The sequence below is a fragment of the Candidatus Paceibacterota bacterium genome, assembly GCA_035530615.1.
Lineage (GTDB): Bacteria > Actinomycetota > Actinomycetes > Nanopelagicales > Nanopelagicaceae > QYPT01.
In genome coordinates this window covers 13,736-38,421 of record DATKUL010000003.1, presented here as the reverse complement: position 1 = coordinate 38,421, position 24,686 = coordinate 13,736, and the positions used below count along the sequence as shown (strand labels likewise).

General features: G+C 49.7%; 24 protein-coding genes, 4 tRNA genes and 1 pseudogene. 19 read left to right on the top strand and 10 right to left on the bottom strand.

Features of this window, described 5'->3' with window-relative positions; genetic code table 11:
* Positions 1 to 3: 3 nt before the first annotated feature.
* Positions 4 to 1,590: a PASTA domain-containing protein gene (locus tag VMW30_08685; protein HUW88428.1), complete on the bottom strand. Its 1,587-nt coding sequence runs from the start codon at positions 1,588 to 1,590 to the stop codon at positions 4 to 6.
* Complete coding sequence (locus tag VMW30_08680) at positions 1,587 to 2,429, bottom strand: protein phosphatase 2C domain-containing protein (GenBank protein HUW88427.1); 843 nt, start codon at positions 2,427 to 2,429, stop codon at positions 1,587 to 1,589. Before VMW30_08680 ends, VMW30_08685 begins: the two co-directional genes overlap by 4 nt.
* 81 nt (positions 2,430 to 2,510) lie before the next feature.
* Here VMW30_08680 and VMW30_08675 point away from each other — a divergent pair.
* Positions 2,511 to 2,593: transfer RNA gene (locus tag VMW30_08675), tRNA-Leu, on the top strand.
* A gap of 49 nt (positions 2,594 to 2,642) precedes the next feature.
* On the opposite strand, the gene VMW30_08670 is transcribed toward VMW30_08675, so the two are convergent.
* The 4 genes from VMW30_08670 to VMW30_08655 form a co-directional block, all read right to left on the bottom strand.
* Positions 2,643 to 3,620 (bottom strand): aldo/keto reductase, encoded by a 978-nt coding sequence (locus VMW30_08670; GenBank protein ID HUW88426.1) that lies wholly within the window; start codon positions 3,618 to 3,620, stop codon positions 2,643 to 2,645.
* A gap of 46 nt (positions 3,621 to 3,666) precedes the next feature.
* Positions 3,667 to 4,842 carry a glycine C-acetyltransferase gene (locus tag VMW30_08665; GenBank protein HUW88425.1) on the bottom strand — a complete coding sequence of 392 codons (1,176 nt, stop codon included), beginning with the start codon at positions 4,840 to 4,842 and terminating at the stop codon, positions 3,667 to 3,669.
* A complete protein-coding gene (tdh, locus tag VMW30_08660; GenBank protein HUW88424.1) occupies positions 4,835 to 5,884 on the bottom strand; it encodes an L-threonine 3-dehydrogenase in 1,050 nt (349 codons plus the stop codon). Before tdh ends, VMW30_08665 begins: the two co-directional genes overlap by 8 nt.
* A 61-nt stretch (positions 5,885 to 5,945) precedes the next feature.
* Complete coding sequence (locus VMW30_08655) at positions 5,946 to 6,752, bottom strand: alkaline phosphatase family protein (protein ID HUW88423.1); 807 nt, start codon at positions 6,750 to 6,752, stop codon at positions 5,946 to 5,948.
* A 46-nt stretch (positions 6,753 to 6,798) separates the two neighbouring features.
* Between VMW30_08655 and VMW30_08650 the strand changes: the two genes are divergently transcribed.
* The 11 genes from VMW30_08650 to VMW30_08600 all read left to right on the top strand — a co-directional run bounded on the left by VMW30_08650 (position 6,799) and on the right by VMW30_08600 (position 15,241).
* Positions 6,799 to 7,527, top strand: a complete 729-nt coding sequence (locus tag VMW30_08650) for a glycerophosphodiester phosphodiesterase family protein (protein HUW88422.1) — start codon at positions 6,799 to 6,801, stop codon at positions 7,525 to 7,527.
* Between the two features lie 3 nt (positions 7,528 to 7,530).
* Positions 7,531 to 8,361, top strand: coding sequence for a prephenate dehydratase (gene pheA / locus VMW30_08645; GenBank protein ID HUW88421.1), 831 nt, complete (start codon positions 7,531 to 7,533; stop codon positions 8,359 to 8,361).
* Complete coding sequence (serS, locus tag VMW30_08640; protein HUW88420.1) at positions 8,358 to 9,626, top strand: serine--tRNA ligase; 1,269 nt, start codon at positions 8,358 to 8,360, stop codon at positions 9,624 to 9,626. The genes pheA and serS overlap by 4 nt, the downstream gene beginning before the upstream one ends.
* On the top strand, positions 9,623 to 10,435 hold the full coding sequence (locus VMW30_08635) for an HAD family hydrolase (GenBank protein HUW88419.1): 813 nt from the start codon (positions 9,623 to 9,625) through the stop codon (positions 10,433 to 10,435). The genes serS and VMW30_08635 overlap by 4 nt, the downstream gene beginning before the upstream one ends.
* A 26-nt stretch (positions 10,436 to 10,461) precedes the next feature.
* Positions 10,462 to 10,547, top strand: a tRNA-Ser gene (locus VMW30_08630).
* Positions 10,548 to 10,679: 132 nt separating this feature from the next.
* Entirely contained in the window at positions 10,680 to 11,480 is an 801-nt protein-coding gene (locus VMW30_08625; protein ID HUW88418.1) for a hypothetical protein, read from the top strand.
* Between the two features lie 50 nt (positions 11,481 to 11,530).
* On the top strand, positions 11,531 to 13,420 hold the full coding sequence (locus VMW30_08620) for a fumarate reductase/succinate dehydrogenase flavoprotein subunit (GenBank protein HUW88417.1): 1,890 nt from the start codon (positions 11,531 to 11,533) through the stop codon (positions 13,418 to 13,420).
* Between the two features lie 5 nt (positions 13,421 to 13,425).
* On the top strand, positions 13,426 to 14,187 hold the full coding sequence (locus VMW30_08615) for a succinate dehydrogenase/fumarate reductase iron-sulfur subunit (GenBank protein HUW88416.1): 762 nt from the start codon (positions 13,426 to 13,428) through the stop codon (positions 14,185 to 14,187).
* Between the two features lie 3 nt (positions 14,188 to 14,190).
* Entirely contained in the window at positions 14,191 to 14,544 is a 354-nt protein-coding gene (locus VMW30_08610) for a phage holin family protein (protein ID HUW88415.1), read from the top strand.
* A gap of 29 nt (positions 14,545 to 14,573) precedes the next feature.
* Positions 14,574 to 14,909, top strand: coding sequence for a CrcB family protein (locus VMW30_08605; GenBank protein HUW88414.1), 336 nt, complete (start codon positions 14,574 to 14,576; stop codon positions 14,907 to 14,909).
* Positions 14,906 to 15,241 carry a CrcB family protein gene (locus tag VMW30_08600; GenBank protein HUW88413.1) on the top strand — a complete coding sequence of 112 codons (336 nt, stop codon included), beginning with the start codon at positions 14,906 to 14,908 and terminating at the stop codon, positions 15,239 to 15,241. Before VMW30_08605 ends, VMW30_08600 begins: the two co-directional genes overlap by 4 nt.
* Here the strand turns inward: VMW30_08600 and VMW30_08595 are convergent.
* Positions 15,233 to 16,678 (bottom strand): aminopeptidase P family protein, encoded by a 1,446-nt coding sequence (locus tag VMW30_08595; protein HUW88412.1) that lies wholly within the window; start codon positions 16,676 to 16,678, stop codon positions 15,233 to 15,235. The genes VMW30_08600 and VMW30_08595 overlap by 9 nt on opposite strands.
* A gap of 155 nt (positions 16,679 to 16,833) precedes the next feature.
* On the opposite strand from VMW30_08595, the pseudogene VMW30_08590 reads away from it, so the two are divergent.
* From VMW30_08590 to VMW30_08565, 6 genes and pseudogenes are all read left to right on the top strand, one after another.
* A pseudogene (locus tag VMW30_08590) lies at positions 16,834 to 18,630 on the top strand (phosphoenolpyruvate carboxykinase (GTP)).
* A gap of 44 nt (positions 18,631 to 18,674) precedes the next feature.
* Positions 18,675 to 18,768: transfer RNA gene (locus VMW30_08585), tRNA-Ser, on the top strand.
* A gap of 170 nt (positions 18,769 to 18,938) precedes the next feature.
* The gene (locus VMW30_08580; protein HUW88411.1) at positions 18,939 to 19,244 is read left to right on the top strand and encodes an antibiotic biosynthesis monooxygenase; all 306 of its coding nucleotides are present in this window, start codon (positions 18,939 to 18,941) and stop codon (positions 19,242 to 19,244) included.
* 199 nt (positions 19,245 to 19,443) lie between these two features.
* Positions 19,444 to 20,748 (top strand): FAD-dependent oxidoreductase, encoded by a 1,305-nt coding sequence (locus VMW30_08575; GenBank protein HUW88410.1) that lies wholly within the window; start codon positions 19,444 to 19,446, stop codon positions 20,746 to 20,748.
* Positions 20,749 to 20,784: 36 nt separating this feature from the next.
* Positions 20,785 to 20,857: transfer RNA gene (locus VMW30_08570), tRNA-Arg, on the top strand.
* Between the two features lie 39 nt (positions 20,858 to 20,896).
* The gene (locus VMW30_08565; GenBank protein ID HUW88409.1) at positions 20,897 to 21,949 is read left to right on the top strand and encodes a hypothetical protein; all 1,053 of its coding nucleotides are present in this window, start codon (positions 20,897 to 20,899) and stop codon (positions 21,947 to 21,949) included.
* A gap of 113 nt (positions 21,950 to 22,062) precedes the next feature.
* Here the strand turns inward: VMW30_08565 and VMW30_08560 are convergent, their stop codons facing one another.
* The 3 genes from VMW30_08560 to VMW30_08550 all read right to left on the bottom strand — a co-directional run bounded on the left by VMW30_08560 (position 22,063) and on the right by VMW30_08550 (position 23,645).
* Positions 22,063 to 22,590 carry a GNAT family N-acetyltransferase gene (locus VMW30_08560; GenBank protein HUW88408.1) on the bottom strand — a complete coding sequence of 176 codons (528 nt, stop codon included), beginning with the start codon at positions 22,588 to 22,590 and terminating at the stop codon, positions 22,063 to 22,065.
* 2 nt (positions 22,591 to 22,592) lie between these two features.
* Positions 22,593 to 23,183: an NUDIX hydrolase gene (locus VMW30_08555; protein ID HUW88407.1), complete on the bottom strand. Its 591-nt coding sequence runs from the start codon at positions 23,181 to 23,183 to the stop codon at positions 22,593 to 22,595.
* A gap of 63 nt (positions 23,184 to 23,246) precedes the next feature.
* Complete coding sequence (locus VMW30_08550) at positions 23,247 to 23,645, bottom strand: GNAT family N-acetyltransferase (protein HUW88406.1); 399 nt, start codon at positions 23,643 to 23,645, stop codon at positions 23,247 to 23,249.
* A gap of 37 nt (positions 23,646 to 23,682) precedes the next feature.
* Between VMW30_08550 and VMW30_08545 the strand changes: the two genes are divergently transcribed.
* Complete coding sequence (locus VMW30_08545; protein HUW88405.1) at positions 23,683 to 24,642, top strand: acetylxylan esterase; 960 nt, start codon at positions 23,683 to 23,685, stop codon at positions 24,640 to 24,642.
* The last annotated feature ends 44 nt before the right edge of the window (positions 24,643 to 24,686 follow it).

Sequence of the window (24,686 nt, the reverse complement as noted above, 5' to 3'; positions counted from 1 at the left end):
TTCTTAATTAGTAGGAATAGTTGTGTCGATCGGGGTTGGGCTGGCAAGTTCAGTGCGATTAATCGTGATGGTGACTGTAGATCCAATCGTTTGAGTAGTTCCGGCTTCAGGTGCCTGTGCGAGAACGACGCCGGCTGGCTGCGACAGATCGGTTCCATCCAGTGTTCGCACGAGGAAACCAGCTTGCGCCAGAACAGTTCGAGCGGGAATTTCTTGTAATCCAATTAAAAACGGCACTTCAACATCGCCACTTGCGATCTGCAAAGTGACTCCACTACCCGAAGGAAGTATGGATCCACCATCAGGAGAGACTTTCAAGACAGTTCCCTGTGGTTTATCCGATGGAACTGCTTGGGTTTGCGAAATAACAAGACCAGCAGCCGCCAAACTTGCACGAGCATCCGACAGTGACATCCCTATGAGATCAGTGGGTACGGTGGCGTCGCCGACTCCGTCAGAGATTGTTAATACAACTGCGGTACCCTCTTTAACTTTAGTTGTCGCAAGAGGTACCTGGTCAATCACTCTACCCACAGGAATAGTCGGACTATGAGCATGTTGTATGGTGATGACGAAACCTAGGAGTTGAGCTTGCGCAGCCTCTGGAGTCAGGCCAACCACATTAGGTAGAGAAATCATTTTCTCGCCCTGCGATTTATTGAGGGCACCGACTCCAAAATTGACCAGCAGCCCGACGAGAAGCACGCCAATGCCAGCAGATATTAATTTGCGCCTACTCATTTTCTTGCGAGGAATCTTGGTAGTGATGACTCGACCGGCGCGTAGGTTCTTGATGTCATCCAACATCTGTGATGCGCTCTGATATCGGTCGGCGGGGTTTTTTGCCAGTGCAACAGTTAGCAAGATATTCAAACCAGCAGGCAATTCCGCATTGAGAGTGCTTGGCTTTATCAATTCCCCGGAAACGTGCTGAAAGGCGATCGAAACTGGAGTGTCCCCCGTATAAGGAGGCCTGCCTACCAGCACTTCGTAAAGTAAACAACCCACCGAGTAGATATCACTTCGGTAGTCGGACACCTCACCCATCGCCTGTTCTGGTGAAAGGTATTGAGCTGTACCAACAACATTCCATGTACTAGTGAGCGTGGCTCCGATGTCATCGAGGGCGCGTGCAATACCAAAATCCATTACTTTGACGACGCCTTGATCGGTGATCATCACGTTGGCTGGCTTTATGTCGCGGTGAACAATTCCGCAGTTGTGCGAGTATTCAAGAGCAGCCAAAATACCTTCACCGATTTCGAGTGCCCGATCAACAGGCAGTCGCTCGCCTTGATGGATCAATTCCCGAAGCGTGTGGCCGGAAACTAGTTCCATAACAATGTAGGGAGCGGGTTCTTCCCCTGAGTCGTACACTGCAACAATTCCAGGATGGTTCAATCCGGCTGCCGCGAGTGCTTCCTTACGAAACCGTGCAACAAAGGAAGGGTCGCGTGCTAGGTCGCTGCGTAGAATTTTGATGGCAACTTTCCGAGAGAGTCTCTGGTCATTAGCGATGTAGACATCGGCCATTCCACCGGAGCCGATCATCTCTCCAAGTTTGTACCTGCCTCCTAGAAGCGCGCTCATCGTTCTGCCTCTTTATCAAGGGCCGCACCCAGGAATGTCACGGGAAATGTAGTTGGAAGCGGAGCTGAGGAGGGCTCACCATTTTCGCGATCGATATCTGCAAGTATCACGGTGACATTATCGGGTGCACCAGCCGAATAAGCAGCATCCATCAAGAAAGTGAGCGCATCCTCGCGATTACGGATCTTTAAACCACTCTTGATTTCCTTCTCACTTAGAACGCCAGATAAGCCGTCACTGCAGAGTAAGAAGCGATCCTTAGGATTAGTTTGGTAAATCATGAGAACGGGAGAGAGAGGCCCATCACCCATTAAGGCTTGTGTCAAAAAGGATTTTTGCGGGTGCTCATGGGCCTCTTCTGAAGAGATCGACCCTTGATCAAGAAGTTCTTGCAGAACTGTGTGATCGTGACTTATCTGTATCAGAGTATTTCCGCGGAGTCGATAACATCGCGAATCACCAACATGGAGTAGGGCTACCTTCCTATCTGATTTTCTCCCGTACATCATGAGCGCACTCAATGTCGTACCCATGCCCGTTAGATCATCGTTGCGATCAGCGACTCGTCCGATCTCTGAATCGATCTCTTCCAAAGTGCTTAAAAGCAGATCTTCGATTGAATCGTTATCGATTCCTCCTTTCTCCAAGATAGGAGCCAACTTGGCAAGTGTTTTTACTGCCAGAGAAGAAGCCACTTCCCCACCTGCATGGCCTCCCATTCCATCGGCGACAGCGAGGAGGTAAGGATGAATTAATGCTGAATCTTCATTGCCGGATCGAACCAGACCCACAACAGAGCGCTCGGCAGTTACAAAACCAGCGGCAATTTTCTCGCTCACGGTGCTCCTCTCCGCTTGCTCGATACATCCCATTTGCAACCTAGGAGTTAAGCCTAATGGTGATAATCTCGGTCATAGAAGGCGTGAGTGGCGGAACGGCAGACGCGCACGGTTCAGGTCCGTGTACTCGCAAGGGTGTGGGGGTTCAAATCCCCTCTCGCGCACTGATGGTTATTACCTTTTAAACTCGGCGTAGCCTGGTATGAAGAATTCCTATCTATTCACCGTGGACATATCTGCGTACCGATCCCCAATGGGAGTAGTCAGGGCATCGAGGGTATCGAGTTGGTTCTGCGTCAGTTCAATAGACTCGGCTGCAATATTTTCCGCAAGATAGTTGATCCGCTTTGTTCCTGGGATAGGGACGACATCATCTCCGCGCGTGAGTAGCCACGCTAAGGCAACTTGACCTGGTTTAACTCCAAGTTGGGCGGCTACCACTTCAACTTCCTCCACGATACGGATGTTGGCCTCCAGGTTCTCAGCCTTAAACCGCGGGCTAGTCCTGCGAGTATCTACTGCATCAAAGTGATCAAGTGAACGGATTGTTCCGGTTAGGAAGCCTCTTCCCAAGGGAGAGTAGGCAACGAATCCGATGCCGAGTTCGCGTATCAATGGAAGGATTTCCGCTTCAGGTTCTCGCGACCAGAGCGAATACTCTGTTTGAAGTGCGGTTATCGGGTGGACGGAATTGGCGCGATGAATGGTTTCAGGCGCCGCCTCCGAGAGGCCAATATGTCGAATCATTCCTGCTTGCACCAATTCGCTTAGCGCGCCAATAGTTTCTTCTATCGGGACCTTCGGATCCATCCGGTGTTGGTAGTAAAGGTCGATGTAGTCGGTCTTTAGCCGTTTCAAAGACCCTTCAATCGAGAGGCGAACATTTTCCGGACTGCCATCAAGTCCACGGCTGTGGTCACTACGGTGTAGCAGAGTGCCGAACTTGGTGGCAATCACTACATCTTGACGTCGCTTTGCGAGTGCGCGCCCAAGAAGTTCTTCGTTTGTGTAGGGGCCATAAATTTCGGCAGTGTCAAAAAAAGTAATCCCAAGTTCTAAGGCACGATGAATAGTCTTGATTGCTCCCTCATCGTCCTGCCCGCTACCTGTGTAGAAGGCAGACATGCCCATGCATCCCAGACCGATTCGGGAGACCTCAAGTTTCTCTTTGCCAAGTGTTACTTTCTTCATTTCAACTCCCCGGACGGATCTCGTATTCTTTGTACCTTATAGGTGACTATGTATTTGCGCGCGCCGTAACAAAAGCACGGACGCAGGATTCGATGTCCTGTTCTGTATGTATGGCAGAGAGTTGGACTCTAATTCTGGCTTTTCCATTTGGAACAACTGGGTAGCTAAAGGCAGTGACATAGACGCCCTCTTCCAACATTCGGTTAGCTATCCGGGTAGCAAGGGAGGCGTCACCGAACATAACGGGAATGATCGGGTGTTCACCAGGCAGTAGGTCGAAACCCTCCTTCTGCATTCTTGCGCGGAATAACGCTGCGTTTTCAAAGACACGCGCTCTTAAATCTGCACTATTGGCGGCGAGCTCAATTGCTGCCAGAGTACCCGCGACGACTACAGGGGGCAGCGAATTAGAGAATAAGTACGGTCTTGCCCTTTGTCTAAGTAGGGCGATGATTTCAGCGCGACCACTAACGTAACCACCGGCCGCCCCGCCGAGCGCTTTGCCAAAAGTTCCGGTAACAAAATCAATGCGACCCTCGACCCCTGCGAATTCGGGGGTGCCACGCCCATGCTCTCCCATAAAGCCAACCGCATGTGAATCATCAACCATCACGAGTGAACCGTATCTATCTGCCAGATCGCAAATTTCTTGAAGAGGAGCCAAGTACCCATCCATGGAGAAAACGCCGTCTGTGACAATTAAACGCTGCCGAGCATCTTTGGCTGCAATGAGTTGGGCTTCAAGATCGCCCATATTCCGGTTGGCGTAACGGTAGCGCGCTGCCTTAGAGAGCCGGATGCCGTCGATAATCGATGCGTGATTGAGTTCGTCGGAGATGATCGCATCTTCACTTCCAAATAGTGCTTCGAAGACTCCACCATTTGCATCAAAGCAAGAGGAGAACAAAATAGTGTCCTCCATTCCCAAAAATTGGGAGACCTTCGCTTCGAGTTTGAGGTGCAAGTCTTGCGTTCCACAAATAAATCGCACGCTGGCAAGTCCAAATCCCCACTCGTCCAACGCATTCTTAGCGGCTGCAATAATCTCTGGATGATTAGCTAGTCCAAGATAATTATTAGCGCAGAAATTCAATACATCTTTTCCATTGACTTCAATGTGCGATGATTGTGATGAAGAAAATGGCCGCTCTCCTTTAAGGAGGCCTGCATCCTTAATCTCACGAAGCGTGTTCTCCAGTTGTGACTTCATTTTTTCATACATGGAGATCCTCCCAGTTCAACACGACTTTTCCGCCAGTCCCAGCACGTGCGGCATCAAATCCCTTTTGCCATTCTTTGGCTGGGAAGCGATCGGTAATCACAGAAGAGAGCGCTTCGCGAAGCCACGTGCTCGATTGCAGCATTGCACTCATCGCAACCCAACTTTCATACATCTCTCGTCCATAAATGCCTTTGATTGTGATCATGTGCGTCACGATCTTTGCCCAATCGACATCAATTGACTCAGTGGGCAGCCCCAGCATCGCAACCCGACCGCCGTGATTGAGGTTGTTGATCATCTCGGGAAGCGCGCTTGAATGCCCTGACATTTCAAATCCAACGTCGAATCCCTCATGCATCCCGAGGATTTTTTGGGCATCCTTTATTCGCGTCTGTGCAACATTTATAGTGAGATCTGCACCCATCCGTTGCGCCAACGCCAGTCTTGGGGCTGAAACATCGGTCACGACAATGAAGCGCGCGCCAATATGTCTGGCAATCGCCGCCGCCATTAGGCCAATTGGACCGGCACCAGTGATGAGAACATCCTCGCCCACGAGGGGAAAACTGAGGGCGGTGTGGGTTGCGTTTCCGAAGGGATCAAATATCGCGCCAAGATCTGGATCCACACCTTCTCCATGTACCCAGACATTTGATTCTGGGATGACAATAAATTGAGCAAAGGCACCATCGCGATTGACCCCGACGCCGGAAGTACGAATGCACATGTGACGTCGTCCTGCCCGGCAGTTACGACAGGTTCCGCAGACGATGTGGCCTTCACCCGATACACGCGCGCCAACTTTTACATCTCGAACCTGTGACCCTACAGCTACAACCTCGCCATAAAATTCATGACCGGGAATCATTGGCGCTTTTATATTGGCCGCTGCCCATGGATCCCATGACTCAATATGTAAATCCGTGCCACAAATTCCAGTGCGAAGAACGCGGATCTTTACTTCGTGATCTCCCGCTTCAGGTTCGGGTCGTTCGGTTAATTCGAGCCCTGGTGCGCCACTTGGCTTAAATAATGCGAGCACGTAAATTGCCCTCCGATCGCAGTACCTCTAAATACATGGGTCTGGGGACATGGTTCGCTGGTTAAGCGCGGGCGTCAAGGAGCAGGGAAATAAGTTCGTGAGGAGCAAAGTCTGTTGGCCATTGTGGATTCTCTCGCCCGATTCCCACTCCAATAACAAATGATGCCAATTCTTGAGGGCTGTCTCCTCCATGACCGCCCTGATCTACATGCCCATGATCTGTTGTGAGAACAAGTAGCCATTCTTCATTCAGGTTCTCTGCTCGTGTATTGAGTGCCTGGTGAAGTCGAGTGAGGTGTTCATCGACTCGCGCGATCGCATCGAGGTACTCGTTGCCAAGAACCCCATAAGCGTGCCCGGCCTCGTCTGCGTCGCAGAAGTAGATGAAACTCACATCAGGGCCGAACTTTTCCATCGCAAGGACGGCAATGTTCGCTATTTCGGAATCGACTTTCTGGTAACCGTAGGTTTCTCCGTCGCGCGAAATCACTCGGTGCTGACCCGCGCGGGCTTGCTCCCGTCTTTCATGGATGACAGGTCCCACACCCGATGGATCTACAAGTGGTGGCCAACCCGCAGCTGCGAAAGTAGTAGTCGATTGGTCTTGATAGAACGCACGACTGAGCAGATCGGGTCGGGAAAGAAGATTGTGCCCAGAAAACCAGTTGTCGCGGACCGCATGCTCGGCGTGTGTCGATCCTGTTAAAAGAGTTGACCAACCCGGGCCGGAGAGAGTCGGCACACTCATCGTGAGTTCGGTGAAATGACCGGTCTCTCTAAGGGAAGAAAGTGTGGGCGCCTTACCTGAATCGAGGGCTTTGTTGAGGATCAAACCATCGATTCCAACCAGTAAAATCTTAGTTTTCATACTTCACCTTACAATAGTGTCCACTGTGAGAGAGATGGCAAAGTAGATGATGGCGAGCGCTTCCAGCAACAGGCCGAAGGTTTATGCTCACCGGGGGGCTTCTAGTGATTTTCCGGAGCACACTTTAGCGGCCTATCAAGCTGCGATCGAGCAAGGAGCCGATGGTTTTGAGTGCGATGTCCGCTTAACCAAGGATCTAGTCCCGATTCTCTGGCACGACTCCACGATGGATCGCACCGCTGGAAGCAAAGGAGATATTGCTGCCCTGAGCTATATGCAAATCCGTGATCGTTATCCGCAGGTAATGCTCCTCACGGAATACCTTGAACTCGCAATCGCTCATAAGAAAGACATTGCCATTGAGACTAAACACCCAGTACCAACAGGGCATGAGATTGAAAAAGTTATTAAGAAAGAATTGGATACATATAAATCCAAGATAGATGATTCGGGAATTGAAGTTTCTATCATGTCCTTTTCGTGGACTGCGGTGCAATACGCCTCGAAGCATATTGGGACAAATACCGTGATGTTGGTTGATGGCATCAAAGGACTATTACTTGAGAATCTCTCCTCTGCTAAAACTCTCGGCCCCAGCATTGAAACGATAAAGGCGAGGCCGCAAATAATCACCGGAGCTAAAAGGAGAGGCAAACGCCTCTTTGTTTGGACAGTTGATGATCCAAAAGACGTTGAATTCTGTGCTTTCAGTGATATCGATGTTGTGATCACAAATAAGCCGGCGCAGGCTCGCATGGTGCTCGGCTATCCTTAAGCAATGAGCACTTATGCCTACCTCGGGCCAGTTGGCACCTTCACGGAGGCAGCGCTTAAGAAGATCACCACTTCGACCGATGAACTGGTTCCCTATGCGAATGTCACTGCAACACTTAACGCGGTCCGCAATGGTGAGGCCGAGTATGCCTTGGTGCCAATAGAAAACTCCGTTGAAGGAGTGGTTGCACGGACTCTGGACGAACTTGCAACGGGAGAGCCGCTGATAATCGCTGGAGAGGTGACGCTCCCTGTCGCCTTTGCACTCATGGTCAAGCCAGGTACAACTGTGATCAATCGGATTGCGACACACCCGCACGCCGAATCGCAGTGTCGATCTTTTATTGCACGCAATTACCCACACGCAGAAATGATTGCAACTGCCTCGACGGCGGGCGCGGCAGAGTCAATCGCCCGCGGGGAGTTTGATGCGGCCATCGCTGCCCCTGCGGCCGCGGCTCACTACGGTCTCGAAATAATTTCCGATAATATTGGCGATAACGATGGGGCGGTCACGCGCTTCGTGCTTGTCACAAAACCTGGGCATCTCCCTGCTCCGACTGGCCATGACCGGACCTCGCTGGCGATCTTTATCGGTCTGGATCATGCTGGCGCACTCTTAGAAGTGCTGACTGAGTTCGCCAAGCAGAATGTGAACCTGACTTTCATTCAGAGCAGGCCAACGGGGCTCGAACTAGGTCACTACCATTTCATTATTGATGCCGAGGGTCACATAAATGACCCAGCGGTAAACAAGGCATTGGCCGGACTTCGTGAAATATGCGAAGACATCCGCTTCTTAGGTTCGTACCCACGGGAGGGGCAAGCAACATGATCGATATCAAGTTCCTTCGCGAGAATCCTGATGTAGTGCGTGCGTCACAGAAGGGCCGGGGCGAAGATCCCTCAATTGTGGATCAAGTGCTTGCCGCGGATGCGCTTCGACGTGATGCGATTGTCGAATTCGAAGCACTTCGCGCGCAACAGAATGTCTTCTCAAAATCTGTTGGAGCGGCAAAGGGCGATGAGAGGGCTGCTCTTCTGGAGGAGGGTAAAGCACTTTCAGCACGAGTGAAAGCTGCAGATACATGTCGGGCGGAAGCAGAGAAGAAGTCAGAAGATCTAGCGCTGCTTCTCTCCAATCTATTAGATCCGGCGGCGCCCATTGGTGGTGAGGAAGATTTCATCGTACTCGAACACGTCGGCACTCCTCGCGACTTCTCGAAAGACGGATTCGAACCGCGAGATCACGTTGAGTTGGGGAAACTTCTTGGCGCCATTGATACAGAGCGGGGAGCAAAAGTTGCTGGATCCCGCTCCTATTACTTAACTGGAGTGGGCGCGCTTCTTGAATTCGCGCTGGTTAACTACGCGATCTCAAGTGCGGTTAAAGCTGGCTTCATTCCGGTAATCCCACCCGTTCTCGTCAATCCTCCCGCCATGCAAGGAACAGGATTTCTTGGCCAAGCAGCGGAAAATGTTTATCATCTAGAAGAGGATGATGTGTACTTGGTAGGCACCAGCGAAGTTCCACTTGCTGCCTTTCATATGGATGAGATTTTGGATGCAGAGAAGTTGCCGCTTCGCTACGCGGGTTATTCAACCTGTTTTCGGCGTGAGGCTGGAACATATGGCAAAGACACTCGTGGAATCATCCGTGTCCACCAGTTCGACAAAGTGGAGATGTTCTCTTTCTGTAAGCCAGAAAATGCAGTTGCCGAACACCAGCGACTGCTTCAATGGGAGAAGGATTTCCTTAATGCAATGGAGATCCCATATCGGGTTATCGACGTAGCCTCTGGCGATCTCGGATCAAGTGCAACTCGCAAGTTTGATTGCGAAGCCTGGATACCTACCCAGGGCACATACCGAGAAGTGACGAGCACTTCCAATTGCACGGAATTCCAAGCGCGAAGATTGAACATTCGGATGAAGGACGGCCAGAACACTTCTCCCGTCGCCACTCTCAATGGCACTCTCGTGGCGGTTCCACGAACGATTGTGGCGATTTTAGAGAACCACCAAAACGCCGATGGAACCGTCAATGTTCCCAAAGCCCTCCAGCCGTTTTTAGGTATGACGAGATTCGAGTTGGTGTGACTTCTCGCCCAAAACTAATTGCGACAGATCTTGATGGAACAATAGTTGCACACTACGGAGAGATATCTCAACGCACGATCAATGTATTTCGACAGGCGCACGAAATGGGTATCGAAATATTTTTTGTGACGGGAAGGCCGCCGCGTTGGATGCCCGAGATCAAAGATGCATTCGGAATTGGATCGGCAATTTGCGGCAATGGCGCAATGCTCTATGACTTGATGGAAGATCAAGTTCTGGAAGAATGGCTTCTTTCGGTAGATGCGCAGATGGATTGCGTTCAGAAGCTTCGCGCGAAGATTCCAACTATTTCTTTTTCGGTAGAGACAAGTACCCTTTATCACCGAGAGAAGGCGTACATCCCTCGTTGGGATGTTGGATTGGATAATGAAGGCGTTGATCTCATTGAGGAGGTTATGTTGCAACCCGCTCTCAAATTATTGGCTCGCTGTTCCGGGCAAGATTTAAGCTCGGATGAGATGCTGCACATCGCACTTCAGGAATTAGATGGAATAGCCACTGTCACGCACTCCAATTCACATGACTCACTTCTGGAAATATCAGCTATTGGTGTTTCAAAAGGAGAGACATTGGCAAAGATGGCAGACCGATTGGGGATTGAAGCAAAAGACTGCGTCGCATTTGGAGATAATCCCAATGATTTTTCAATGTTGAGATGGGCTGGCCGTTCATATGCGATGGCCGATGGTCATCCAGATGCCAAAAACCATGCAAAAAATATAGCTCCTCCACATACTGACGATGGAGTTGCGGTTATCTTGGAGGAATTGCTCCAACTTCCTGGTTAGCCCTCATTTCAGGTAGATTACGCCGCGGAGGGCTCGCATAGCGGCCGAGTGCACCGGTCTTGAAAACCGGCAAGGGAAACCTTCGAGGGTTCAAATCCCTCGCCCTCCGCCATTTTTTCAAGAAATAGCCAGTGTGGTTGATTTCATAGGCAAATACGTGCGAGTACGCCTAGCCACATCTGCGTTTTCGCAGGAAACTTCTCCCTAGCGCCCGCGTTTAAAGCCGGGCAAAAGGAGATGTTGTATGTCTGGAGTTTTTTCAGCTACCCGTGCCAAAATTTCGGCTCGAACCTTGCGCACCGATCGGTGGTGGCTACAGCCGGCGATCACGGTAGCCGTACTTGTCTCCTTCATTATCTATGCGACATTTCGAGCTTTTGAGGCGAAGTTCTATTTCGCTGAGCCGCTGATCTCTCCTTTTTATTCACCTTGCCTTACATCAGCCTGTCCTGAAAATGGATCACTGCTAGGGCATCCATTTGGGACTGCTGTTCTTTTTGGAATGGCCATATCGCCTGCGCTATTTATTTTGATTTTCCCGCTGGGCTTCAGGATGACCTGCTACTACTACCGCAAGGCTTACTACCGATCTTTCTGGCAGTCACCACCTGCATGCGCTGTTGCTGAACCACACTCGACATATACCGGCGAGACCAAAGCCCCACTTGTGTTGCAGAATGGCCATCGGTGGTTTTTTCTAGCTGGTCTTGTCTTTAACATGATTCTCACGATTGATGCATTCTTAGCATTTAGAAATAGTGAAGGTCAATGGGGCCACATGAGCGTTGGCACCCTTGTGCTTCTTGCCAACGCGACACTGCTCTGGTTGTACTCGGCTTCTTGTCACACATGTCGCCACACAATCGGTGGACGATTGAAGCATTTCTCCAAGCATCCGGTTCGTTACAAATTGTGGACCTGGGTTTCAATCTTGAACCATCGCCATGCGAATTTCGCCTGGGTTTCATTGTTCGGAGTTGCCTTTGCCGATCTTTATGTTCGCTTTGTCGCATCTGGATCCATCACCAACTTCTACTTCTTTTAATTCACAATCATGTATCTAGCAGTATTTAATTCAAGTTCGAGGAGCCATCGATGAGCACTATTGAGAAGCACAAATACGACGTCGTTGTTATTGGCGCAGGTGGCGCCGGACTTCGTGCCGCAGTAGAAGCGCGTGAAGCCGGACTTCGTGTAGCCATTATTTGTAAGTCACTCTTCGGGAAGGCTCACACTGTTATGGCAGAGGGCGGCGTCTCTGCTTCCATGGGAAACGTCAACTCTGACGATAACTGGATGGTTCATTTTCGCGACACCATGCGCGGTGGAAAGTTCATGAACCACTGGAGAATGGCCGAATTGCACGCCAAAGAGTCACCAGATCGGGTATGGGAACTCGAAACGTGGGGCGCTCTCTTTGACCGCACTGCGGAAGGAAAAATCAGCCAACGAAACTTCGGTGGCCACGAGTATCCACGCCTTGCGCATGTGGGTGATCGCACCGGTCTAGAACTTATTCGCACATTGCAACAGAGAATCGTCGCACTTCAGCAAAGAGATGCCCGTGACCACGGCGATGCTGAAAGTTTCATAAAAGTATTTGCTGAATTAACTGTTACTGAAATACTGAAAGAGAACGATAAAGTTGCCGGAGTTTACGGCTATTGGCGTGAAACCGGTAGCGAAGTTCTATTCGAAGCTACCGCTGTAGTTCTGGCAACAGGTGGAATCGGAAAGTCCTTTAAAGTCACAAGCAATTCCTGGGAAGGCACTGGGGACGGTCATGTGCTAGCCCTTAAGGTCGGCGGACGGTTGAAGGACATGGAGTTTGTTCAGTTCCATCCAACAGGAATGGTCTGGCCTCTGTCTGTACGCGGTTTGCTTGTTACAGAATCCGTCCGCGGTGATGGTGGCGTTCTTACCAACTCTGAAGGCAAACGCTTCATGTTCAATTACATTCCAAGCGTATTTAAAGAGATGTATGCAGATAACGAAGCAGAAGCTGATCGTTGGTACAACGATCAAGCCAATAATCGCCGCCCTCCTGAACTCCTTCCGCGCGACGAAGTAGCCAGGGCGATCAACTCTGAGGTCAAAGCGGGTCGTGGCTCACCCCACGGTGGCGTTTTTCTTGACGTGTCCAAACGTATGCCAGCTGATGTTATTAAGAAGAAATTACCGAGTATGTGGCATCAATTTAAAGAGTTAGCCGATGTCGATATTACGGAGACAGCGATGGAAGTCGGACCCACCTGCCATTACATGATGGGTGGTATTGATGTGGATCCCGATACGGCCGCAGCAATAGGTGTGCCTGGACTTTTTGCTGCTGGTGAGACTGCTGGCGGTATGCATGGATCCAATCGTCTTGGTGGCAATTCACTCTCGGATATTTTGGTTTTCGGCCGTCTTGCAGGATTGGGTGCATCTGCCTATGTTAAGGAGAATAGGGTCAATGCAGTTTCTGACGCGACAGTGAAGCGTGCAAGCGAGAAACTTAACGCTCCATTCACACGCACTGGAGCTGAAAATCCATACACGATTCATGCCGAGCTTCAGCAAGTAACCAATGATCTGGTGGGAATCATCCGAACTAAAAAGGAATTGGAAGATGCCCTAGTTAAATTAGCGGATTTCCGAACTCGCGCCGCCACAGTAAAACCTGAGGGTGGCCGCGCCTTCAATCCTGGTTTCCATCTCACATTAGACCTTGAGACGATGCTGATGGTTTCTGAATGCATTGCACGTGCAGCTCTCCAGCGAGAGGAATCACGAGGGGGACATACCCGCGAAGATTTTCCAACGATGAATCCGAAGTGGCGCCAAGTCAACTCGATTTGTACGTGGGATGGCTCCAAAATCAGTGTCACTAAGGAAAAATTGCCAAGCATGCCCCAACGTCTTCTTGACCTCTTTGACCCGCACGAGTTAGAGAAATATTTTACGGAAGAGGAAATGATTTCCTTGAAAGGTGGTGCCAAGTGAGCGCGATTAAGAAGATGGTCAAACTGCGAATCTGGCGCGGAGACTCTAAAGACGGCGGACTTCAAGATGTTGAAGTGGAAGCCAATGAGGGCGAAGTAATACTCGATGTTATCCACCGTGTTCAGGCGACGCAGATGTCTGACTTGGCAGTCCGCTGGAACTGCAAGGCTGGAAAATGTGGATCTTGCTCTATGGAGATAAATGGCAAGCCACGTCTTGCATGCATGACCCGCATGAACATGTTTGAAGAGGACGAGACCATCACAGTTACACCTCTTCGTGCTTTCCCTGTCATTCGCGACCTTGTTACTGATGTTTCCTTCAACTTCAAGAAGGCGATGGAAGTTCCGGCCTTTGAAGGCCCGGCAGATCTCAAGCCTGGTGAATATCGGATGCAGCAGGTGGACGTGGAGCGAAGCCAGGAATTCCGCAAATGCATTGAATGTTTTCTCTGCCAAGACACCTGTCACGTCATCCGAGATCACGAGGAGAACAAGAAATCCTTTGCTGGTCCTCGTTTCTTCATCCGCCTGGCTGAGCTCGACATGCATCCACTTGATATCTTGCGCAATCGAAAGCAGAATGCTCAGGAAGAACATGGACTTGGGATGTGCAACATCACCAAGTGCTGTACTGAAGTCTGCCCAGAGCACATCCGAATCACCGACAACGCAATTATTCCGATGAAAGAGCGTGTAGTGGACGTAAAGTACGATCCAATTCGGTGGTTAGGCTCCAAAATTCGCAAACGTGAGGGTATTGTTTAATACATGCGTTTGATACTTCGTTGGGCCGCACTTGCTTTAGCAATTTGGGCGGCAACCGCCGTTGTCCCTGGAATCACCGTTAATGGAGGTGCCGGCACCTATTTGTGGGTGGCGCTTCTCTTCGGCCTCATTAACGCCGTTTTCGGCTCTATCGTGAAGGTGCTGACCTTTCCGATCACGATCCTTACCTTTGGTCTCTTCATCTTCATCATCAATACCGCGATGCTCGCACTGACGGCGCGTTGGAGCACTGCGCTAGATATCAAGGATTTCTGGTCAGCGCTCTTCGCAAGCTTAATGATCAGCATTGTCAGCGCTCTTCTTCGCGGCCTATATTCCAAGAGAACGTCATTTTAATTTCTACCCGCTGGTCCGCTTTCGTTTGGGTGGGATTGGGTGGTATCGCTGGTTCACTCGTTCGTTGGACACTTTCTGTCGAATTTGATCAGACTCGTGTGGGAACTCTTGTTGCCAACCTCATCGGTGTAGCACTGGCCGCTTTCTTTCTCGTTCTTATGGAGCGACACGGGACTGACGCATTGCGACATCTACTTCTTCCCGGTTTCTGTGGTGGGCTAACGACCTTCTCGGCATTTGCATATCAAAGCGTCGAACCTTCGAGCGGAGGAGTTGGTTACATAATTCAAACTCTTCTACTTAGCTTGTTGGTGATTGCAGTCGTTATTCCTCTTTCTCGCAAAGTAGTACCCGAGCGAGCATGAAAGCTTTATACGTAATTATTGGTGCCGGAATTGGAGCCCCCGCCCGCTACGCGCTCGATCTTTACTTACGTAGATTTCTCAAGTATCCGTATGGCATTACTCTTATAAATGTCCTGGGGTCTTTGATTCTTGGTTTAAGTATCGGTTCTAGCGAAAATTTTCATGCATTTATTGGATTGGGTTTTACGGGCGCATTTACCACATGGTCCACTTTCATTCTGGATCTCTATCTAGCCTTTGAACTGAAGCAATATAAAAGTGCAGCGCTTAATCTGTTTGTATCTCTAACGTTCGGAATCGGCGCTGCTTGGATTGGAATACAGCTAGCTTAATAAAGTACCCATCCACTTCTCAATCTCATCCGGATGGCGCGGAAGTCCATTGCTAAGGATTCTGCAACCGTCCTCTGTGACAACAACATCGTCTTCAATACGGATACCGATGCCGCGGAATTCTGGCGCAAAGAGTTCATCATCAGGTTGGATGTAGAGCCCGGGCTCTACTGTCAAAACCATGCCCACCTCGAGTGTGCCTTCTGAATAATGATCTTTCCGAGCTTGCGAGCAGTCGTGGACATCCAAGCCCAACATGTGGCTAACCCCGTGCAATGTCCACCTGCGGTGCAGTCCCATTTCAGGTCTTAAGGATTCTTCGGCGCTAATGGTAAGGATTCCCATGTCGACCAAGCCTTGAGCCAATACTTTCTGAGCTGCAAGATTTATGGATGTCCAGTCTGCACCAGGTTTAACGGCGGCAAATCCTGCTTTCTGTGCTTCATAGACCAACATGTAAAGGGAACGTTGGGCTGGCGAGAATTTTCCACTAATAGGAAGAGTGCGGGTCACATCGGCGGTGTAGTACGACTCTCGTTCAACACCGGCATCAACCAGAATGAGTTCGCCTGGGCGTAGATCCCCGTCGTTGCGGATCCAATGGAGTACACAGGCATGTGCACCAGCAGCCGCGATCGTGTTGTAACCAGTGTCGTTGCCTTCGATGCGTGCTCGTCCGAAGAAAGCGGCCTCAATCACCCGCTCGCCTTTGCGAGTTTTTACTGCAGCTGGGATAGCGCGAACCAAGTCGGAGAAGCCGCGGGCCGTCGAATCGCACGCTTCTTGTAGTTCATCAATTTCATACTTGTCTTTAATGATTCGGGCCTCTGATACGAAGGTGAGGAATTCCTTGTCGCGATCATGAGCGGCAATTTTCGAGTCGAGTGAGGAATCTTCCCCACGGATAAGGAGGGTTTCATTCTTCTCCTCAAGTAGCGCTGCAAGAGTGTCGAGGTGACGAGTTTCGATTTCATATCGAACTTGCGCCTCATCGAGAGTGAACCGTCGACCCACCCAAAGTTCGCCATACCTTGCATCACGGAAGAAAGCATCCGTATCGCGCGTAGATCGAGGATGGATAAATAGAAGAGGTAAATGTCCAGAATCTGTTGGCTCCATAACAAGAACCGAATCAGCTATCGCCTCAATCCCATGCACACCTGTGTAATAGGCGAATGCAGAGTACGGGCGGTAGTTGTAATCACTGTCGTTGCTGCGAACTTTAAAATTACCTGCCGGAATAACTAGGCGGATCCCAGGGAAAGTTTTTGAGAGCGCTTCTCGACGCGGAACACACCAAGGGACGGCGGGCGCCGCTGCCAGGCCATTGAGGTGGGACTCGGCCCAACCTGTTTTCATGAACTCCGCATAAGCATCTTGCACGGGTTCGTCATAGTTACGTTCGTTTACTGCGGGCGTCGTTGCCTTTTCATTCATTCGCTAAGGGTACAACTTTTGGTGTGACATACGTAATACGCGCTTGAAATACAGCCTAGGCTCTACCAATCAGTACTCAAAAATTCAGGTAATGTCGCTGGCTTAGGTACGGACCGAATGCCCTAACTACAGTTGGAAATAAATCTACTTCGGAGGTTTTAATGACAATAATGTCAACGACCAATACCAAGCTGAACGCATGGGTGGACGAGGTTGCTCAACTCACCCAGCCAGATTCAATTCATTGGTGCACGGGTTCAGAGGATGAGTGGAACCAAATCACTCAAGAGCTCGTTGACAAAGGCACGATGGTTCGGTTGAAGGCGAAACCGAATTCATTCTTGGCGTTCTCCGACCCAAGTGACGTTGCCCGAGTTGAGGATCGGACGTTCATCTGCTCGGAAAACGAGAGCGATGCCGGTCCAACAAATAACTGGGTTGCGCCCACTGAGATGAAGAAGACTCTAACCGACCTCTTTCGCGGCTCAATGCGCGGTCGCACGATGTACGTCATTCCTTTCTGTATGGGTCCCCTAAATTCACCGCATTCAAAATTTGGCGTTCAAATCACCGACAGTGCCTACGTTGTTGCATCAATGCGCATTATGACCCGCATGGGAACAGCCGCACTGGAGCGGATCGGGTCAACCGGAATATTCGTTGAAGCGCTCCACTCTGTCGGTGCTCCGCTCAATCCAGGTCAGAGCGATGTGCCGTGGCCCTGCAATGAAACTAAGTACATTGTTCAGTTCCCAGATGATTTGGCGATCTGGTCGTACGGATCTGGTTATGGCGGAAACGCTCTGCTTGGAAAGAAGTGCTACTCACTTCGTATTGCCTCTGTCATCGGTCGCGAAGAAGGATGGCTTGCAGAGCACATGCTTATTCTCAAGGTGACAACTCCGGAGCGGAACGTTCACTACCTTGCTGCTGCATTCCCGTCAGCCTGCGGCAAGACAAACCTTGCAATGCTCGAACCGACAGTTCGAGGATGGAAAGTGGAAACAATTGGCGATGACATCGCTTGGATGCGCTTCGGAGATGATGGACATCTCTACGCCTCCAATCCAGAATCAGGATTTTTTGGCGTGGCGCCAGGCACTGGGTGGAATACCAACTCCAATGCGATGAAAATGATTGATAAGGGAAATTCAATTTTCACTAACGTCGCGCTCACTGATGATGGCGACATTTGGTGGGAAGGAATGACGGAGACCCCACCGGCACATTTAATTGATTGGAAACACCGCGACTGGACACCCGGCAACGGTGAATTGTCTTCCCATCCAAACGCGCGTTTCTGTACTCCCGCCGATCAATGTCCGATTATCGCGCCAGAGTGGCAAAGTCCCGAAGGTGTTCCAATTTCTGTAATTTTAATGGGCGGTCGACGTAAGACCACTATTCCTCTCGTGACGCAATCGCGCGATTGGAATCATGGAGTCTTTATGGGTGCGACTCTTTCATCCGAAACAACTGCGGCCGCGACTGGTGCTGTGGGAGTTGTACGCCGCGATCCATTCGCGATGCTTCCATTTATTGGTTATCACGTTGGTGATTACTTGAAGCACTGGATCAATCTTGGAAAGATTCACGACAACACCAAATTGCCGAAGATTTTTTACGTCAACTGGTTCCGACGTGACAAAGACGGTAGTTTCCTCTGGCCTGGTTATGGCGAGAACTCTCGCATCATTAAGTGGGCTATTGAGCAGGTTGAGGGCAAGATTTCCTCTAGGTCGACGGCAATTGGTCTGGTACCAACTACCGAAGGTCTCGATATTGATGGCTTAGAGCTCACTACTGAGAAACTTGATGCCGCACTCAATATCGATCAGGACGAATGGCGTCACGAATTACCTCTCATAAGAGAGTGGTTTGGCACGATCGGCGAGAAACTGCCGTCGGAACTCTCCGACCAACTTGCAACGTTGGAGAAGAACCTCCAATAGAAGTAAATCCAACCGCCTTTTACCTGTAAACTCCCCTCGTACTCGGAGACGTCGCATAGCCCGGTCGAGTGCGCCTCACTGCTAATGAGGTAGACCTGTTAAAGGGTCTCGGAGGTTCAAATCCTCTCGTCTCCGCCAGTTTGAGCGTGGGGCTGTAATTCATTGCTGCTCAGGAAGATATAACCTTCCTAGTTCTTGCTCAAGTAATAAACACCAAGCAAGAGACCTTTTCGTTTTGTTAATCTCGCTCATGGGTAATATTTCATACGAGTCGTAATTACAAGCCAACTGGGTTAAGGACAATAATCATGTACGCAGTCATATTTACATCCATTCGCACTCTTGAGGAACAGGACCTGTATTCCGAGTGGTCAGAAAAAATGGAAGCGTTGGTTAAAGATATTGACGGATATGTAAGACATATTGGTTTCCGTGATGCAGAGTCCCGAAAAGGTGTGACTATTTCTTACTTTGAGAGTGCGGAAGCGATTGCTCGTTGGAAGCAATTAAACGAGCACCTAGAGGCACAGAGACTGGGACGAGAGCACTTTTACGAGGAATATCAAGTCCAGGTTTCGAAGATTGAAAGAGAATATTCATGGAATCGAGCGTAAAGGAAATTGGAAATTGTCCCGGACTCTCCCTGGACGCAAGGTGCGGGAGACATGAAGAGGGTAAGTCTCCTTTTCGCCACAAGAGACGAAGAACATAGCGAGACCTCTATCATCACGGACTTTCCTAGTCGATAGAATTCGCGAATGGCCTGAAGGTAGAGGCTTACTCTGGTAGCAATACGGGAAAGGCGTGCGCTATATGACAACGTTTCGGGTAGCGATAGTTGGTGCAGGACCTGCGGGGTACTTTGCAGCACAAGCTCTACAAAATCTAGCCACCGAAGATCGTGATTTCGCGATCGACATGATTGAGCGCCTCCCAACTCCTTGGGGCCTGGTTCGAAGTGGCGTCGCACCTGATCATCCAAAGATCAAGACCGTTTCCAAGGTCTTCGAAAAGGTCGCCAACGCTGGCAATTTCCGGCTTTTTGGCAATGTCGAACTCGGTACCGATATCACAACGCAAGAACTAGTAGATAGGTACGACGCAGTTGTAATTGCAACTGGGTCTTCACTCGGTCGCAAACTTGGCATTCCTGGCGAAGGACTCTTTGGCTCACTCTCTGCGGCCGACTTCGTGCCTTGGTATAACGGCCATCCAGATTTTAAAGATCTCATATTTCCAGTTGATTGCGATACCGCAGTCGTTATCGGCGCAGGCAACGTTGCAATGGATGTCGCGCGAATGCTCGCCCTCGAACCAGCGGAGTTGGATACGACCGATACCGCGGACCACGCAATCGACGTTCTTCGCAAGAGCGCTATCCGCAAGGTGATCCTCTGCGCTCGCCGCGGCCCCGAGCACGCGGCATTCACCGCTCCTGAACTTCGGGAACTTCCAAAACTCGAGCACACCAACGTGATTATGGACAAAGTAGAGATTGCAGCCGCACTCGCGAGAGTTGGCGAAAATCCAGGGAAAGATGTGAAGAGCAATCTGACAGCGATGGAATTGATTGCAAACAGTGAGCCGAAATCCCGCGAACGTACATTTGAATTTCAATTCTTCCTTGCTCCGCTTGAAATTCACGGCGGAGAGAAGGTTGAAGAAATAGTTCTTGGTATTAACAAGATCGTGGATGGCAAAGTAGTACCAACCGGCGAAACCAAAACTATAAAATGCGGTCTGGTAATTTCTGCTATTGGATATGAAGCTCCTTCGATTGAGGGCATTCCATTTGCTAACGGCAAGGTCGTAAACGATGAAGGTCGCATCAATGGGTCGAATATGTATGTTGTCGGTTGGGCGAAGCGCGGACCATCCGGTGTAATCGGAACGAATAAGAGCGATGCCAGCGAAGTTATGAAGCTACTTGTTGAAGCGCTTCCATCTACCCCAAAGAACAAGGGTGATGTTCTCGAACTACTTATCAACCACGAGATTGTGACCCAATCCCGATGGGAATTAATCAACGATGCCGAAATTGCGAAGGGCGAACCCCTCGGAAAGCCACGAGTAAAGGCTGTAGATAAGCAGGAATTGCTCCGTTTGGGCGGGCTATAAAAAACGGGTAGGCTTCACTCGCTTTACCAAGCACCAGCGCCCGTAGCTCAACGGATAGAGCATCTGACTACGGATCAGAAGGTTAGGGGTTCGAATCCCTTCGGGCGCACTAGTAGTAATTCTGTAATCACATAGATAGAGTCTAGATGTGAAACTGAGATCCTTAGTTTTTACGGTTGTGACTCTACTGATTTCTGAATTGGCGATTACTCCTGCGCTCGCAAAAGACATGCCTACACAAATGCCTTCCATTTTTTGCACCAAAATAGGGGCACTGACAAACCAGTATTATAAATTGCAAATCTGCACTCTGGTAAACGGCAAGTTGTTTTGGAAAGAAGCGATTTCGGCTCCGTCGCCGAACCCAACTCCCTCCTCGGCCAAGAAGATCGTTTCAGTTCTAACGTCTCCACCTAAAGATATGGCAGGGATCAACGATCATAGCGATGTCTTTTTTGGTGGCATGGACCCAGCATTCGTAACGCTTGGACCAAAGTTTGGTCTTACACCAGATATCCCCATCTATTCGGGAAAGCTTGGGGTGAATGTCGAAATTCCCGTCGGTTCGCCACTTCTTGCTCCAATCAACATGAAACTCATCGGCTTCGAAAATCAAAGTGCCGACACAAAGATAAACCCAGGTCCGGATCCAAAGACTGGTGAAGTTAATGTCGAGTACTCTCCATTTGATGATTTGAGGCTTTGTTTTGAGTCAACCAGTAGCGACTGGCCTAGGCTAATAATTTGCATTTACCACCTTAAGAACACCCCACTTCTTCGAGGCATGAACAAGAACAAACTATGCAGCAATGCGCCGCTCTACCCAGGTACACCAAGAGCCGCTGGACGATTGTTTTATGCAGATAGCGACGGTATGGCCCCACCTACTGAAGGCTCAAAAGCTTGCGAAGGTCTGCTGGGACGAAAGCTAAACAGGGGTCAACTAATTGGATACACGGGAAGTGTGGGTATCCATTCTCAGGCACCTATCCAAATAAAAGTTAGAGATGTTTCATTTAGTCCAGTTGTGAAAAACGGGGACCCTAATTTTCATTGGGTCCAGGGGGATGTTTTTTTCTATTGGAAGTGCTTCTCCCCAACAGCAAAGTTTGAACCAGGGGTGCTTGCTTATCCATTTGAGTGCAATGGATACAAAGTCCCGACTGCACAACGATCAACCACTTATAAGTACAAGAAATAGTCTGGATATATTAGCCGCTGACTGATCTAGATTTCATTTTTGGCGCCTACAGTGATGAAGAAATTCAAAAATTGTCCCTTTCCCAGGTTTATCCCTTCGGGCGCACGTAGTGACTAATGATCGGGCTTGAATTCAATTCGATATTGAATTTCCTCCATCGTAAAACTTCCGCGCTGATCGATTTTGCTTCTCCCTGTAGATTTCCATCCATGGGATTCGTACCAAGTTCGAGTTCGAAGATTTCCTTCAAGTACCCAGAGAACAGCGCATGTGAGACCCTCAGTCTTGAGAGCTGTTAGGCCTTCTCGCATTAACGCGGTTCCTATACCGCGTCCTTGAATGTTGGACAACACATAGAGCGCGTAAACCTCGCCTTGATTTGGAAGATCCTCTTCTCGGTCCGCGCCTACACCAATGAAACCAACGATTTCTCCACTTACTTCAGCGACCAATGTCTGGCTCTTAGGCAGCGGATTCTCAATATTCTTGATCCAAGTAGCAGTTCTCTGCTCCACGCTTAACCCTTGAAGAAAGGAATCGGGAATTAACCCCAGGTAAGCATTTTGCCAGGTGTAAACGTGAACTTTCGCAATACCTTCTGCATCGCTCACACGAGCCGCGCGGATTCGAAGATCGCCCATAGTTAATTATCGTGAATACTTAGACTTGGGCGAGTAGGGACATGGCTGGTTTTTGGTGCTAGGTGACGAGACACCAACGCAAGCGCTGCAATTGACGGTGCATCCCTCATTAATCCGCGTTCAATGAGATCCCAAACCTCTTCTAACTCGAAGCGACGGCAGACCATTCCGATTTCAGATCCTTCTAGGTTCGATTCATTCTGCACTAAGTCTGTGGCAAGGAAAACTGTAAATCCTTGATTTGAGAATCCGTAGGCTTCAAAAAGCCTTCCAAGAACCTCGAAGGATTCAGCGCTGAGACCTGTTTCTTCTTTGAGTTCAACCTCGGCCACTTCGAGCACATCGATGTCAGGTGAACTCTCAAGGGAACCTTGGGGAAATTCCCAGTATCTTCCACCAACTGGATAACGAAATTGCTCTACAAGATAGAAACCTAAACCGTCCCAAGGAACAATAAGGGAAAAGTCCGGCTTATCTACGACACCGTAGATTCCTTCAGAGCCATTTTGGAAAAGGACCTGATCCTCCCAAACCGTCATCCAACGATTTTTGTAAGCCAATTGACGGTCAATTCTCTCGACTTCTGCCGGCATGAGATTCTTTCCTTTCGAAAAATGCTTAGATCTGAATTATTTCAATTCTAAAGGTCACCGTTCTCAATCTGGCCTCGAGTAACTCAACCAACGCTCGTCCACTGTAAACCCAAGTGCTTTGACCGTTCCTTGGCTTGCTTCGTTCACCGCTGCGCCCCCAGTTGAGAAGAATCGCTCACCTAGGTTTGCGAAAGTAATAATCGCTAGGGAAGCGATTGCAGAACCCACTCCTTTTCCCCGATGATCTATTCGCACGCTTCCAAAATCAATATTTACTTCTTTCGCTCCCTTGGATGCGGCTACAACTCCCACTAGTTGGTCTTCTTTAAATGCTCCAATAATCCGATTATCAGGCTTCCAGAGATCTATAGTGCCTTCATACGTCGGCGGAGCGTGCGCGGTTGCTGGGGTGTAGGGATAGTCGGGATTATTGATCAGTTCGAGTTCTAGTCGATCGCACATGATTTGCCCTAACTATGCCTTCGGTTTACAGTCGTGTATGCCAATTTCTGATTTACCGTTAGCCGAACTCGAAGGATTTCTTCCTGAAATTCACTTACCTCAAGATTTTGACGAATTTTGGGAGAAAACGCTCGAGGCCAGTCGCGCAAAGTGGCAACCACCTAAATTAGTGAAGGTTGATTACGGGATTACCGCCTTCGAAGTTTTTGATGTGACCTTCTCCGGTTATCAAGGAGAGCAGATCAAAGCTTGGTACATCCTTCCTGTTAACACAAAACCCACGTTCGCAGTGGTTGAGTACTTGGGTTACGGAGGTGGTCGAGGTTTTCCACACGAACACCTCCAGTGGCCGGCAGCTGGATTCGCCTACTTCGTCATGGACTCTCGAGGACAAGGAAGTGGGTGGGGCAGTGGTGGAGAGACAGATGACAACCACGGAAGTCATGCTCACCATCCAGGGTTTATGACCAAAGGAATTGAAGCAAAAGAGAGTTATTACTATCGACGCCTTTTTACCGATGCGGTACTTGCCATCGACACCGTGAGATCGCTCGATATTGTGGAGCCAGACAAGATTGTGGTGACTGGTGGCAGCCAAGGTGGCGGTTTGGCGCTCGCTGTTTCCGGGTTGGTTGGAGATTTATTTGCTGTGATGCCCGAGGTACCTTTTCTTTCGTATTTCCGTAGAGCTGCAGATATCACTGTTCAGGGGCCGTATCTGGAAATTGCCAAGTACCTATCTATTCATAGGGATAAGTACGCAGAGACCTTCGATACTTTGGATTACTTTGATGTGCTCAATTTTGTTCGTCGTTCGAGTGCGCCTGCCTATTTCTCGGTGGCGCTGATGGATACTACTTGTCCGCCCTCAACGGTATTTGCCGCAAAAAACACATATGCTGGCGATGCCAAAATTGAAGTCTTTCGGTTTAATGCTCATGAGGGTGGCCAAGGGCATCATTGGCTGAATCAGGTTAAGTGGCTTCGCTCTCTTTAATTAGATTCACGCAATGAATCCAGTCTCGATACCACGCTTCGATA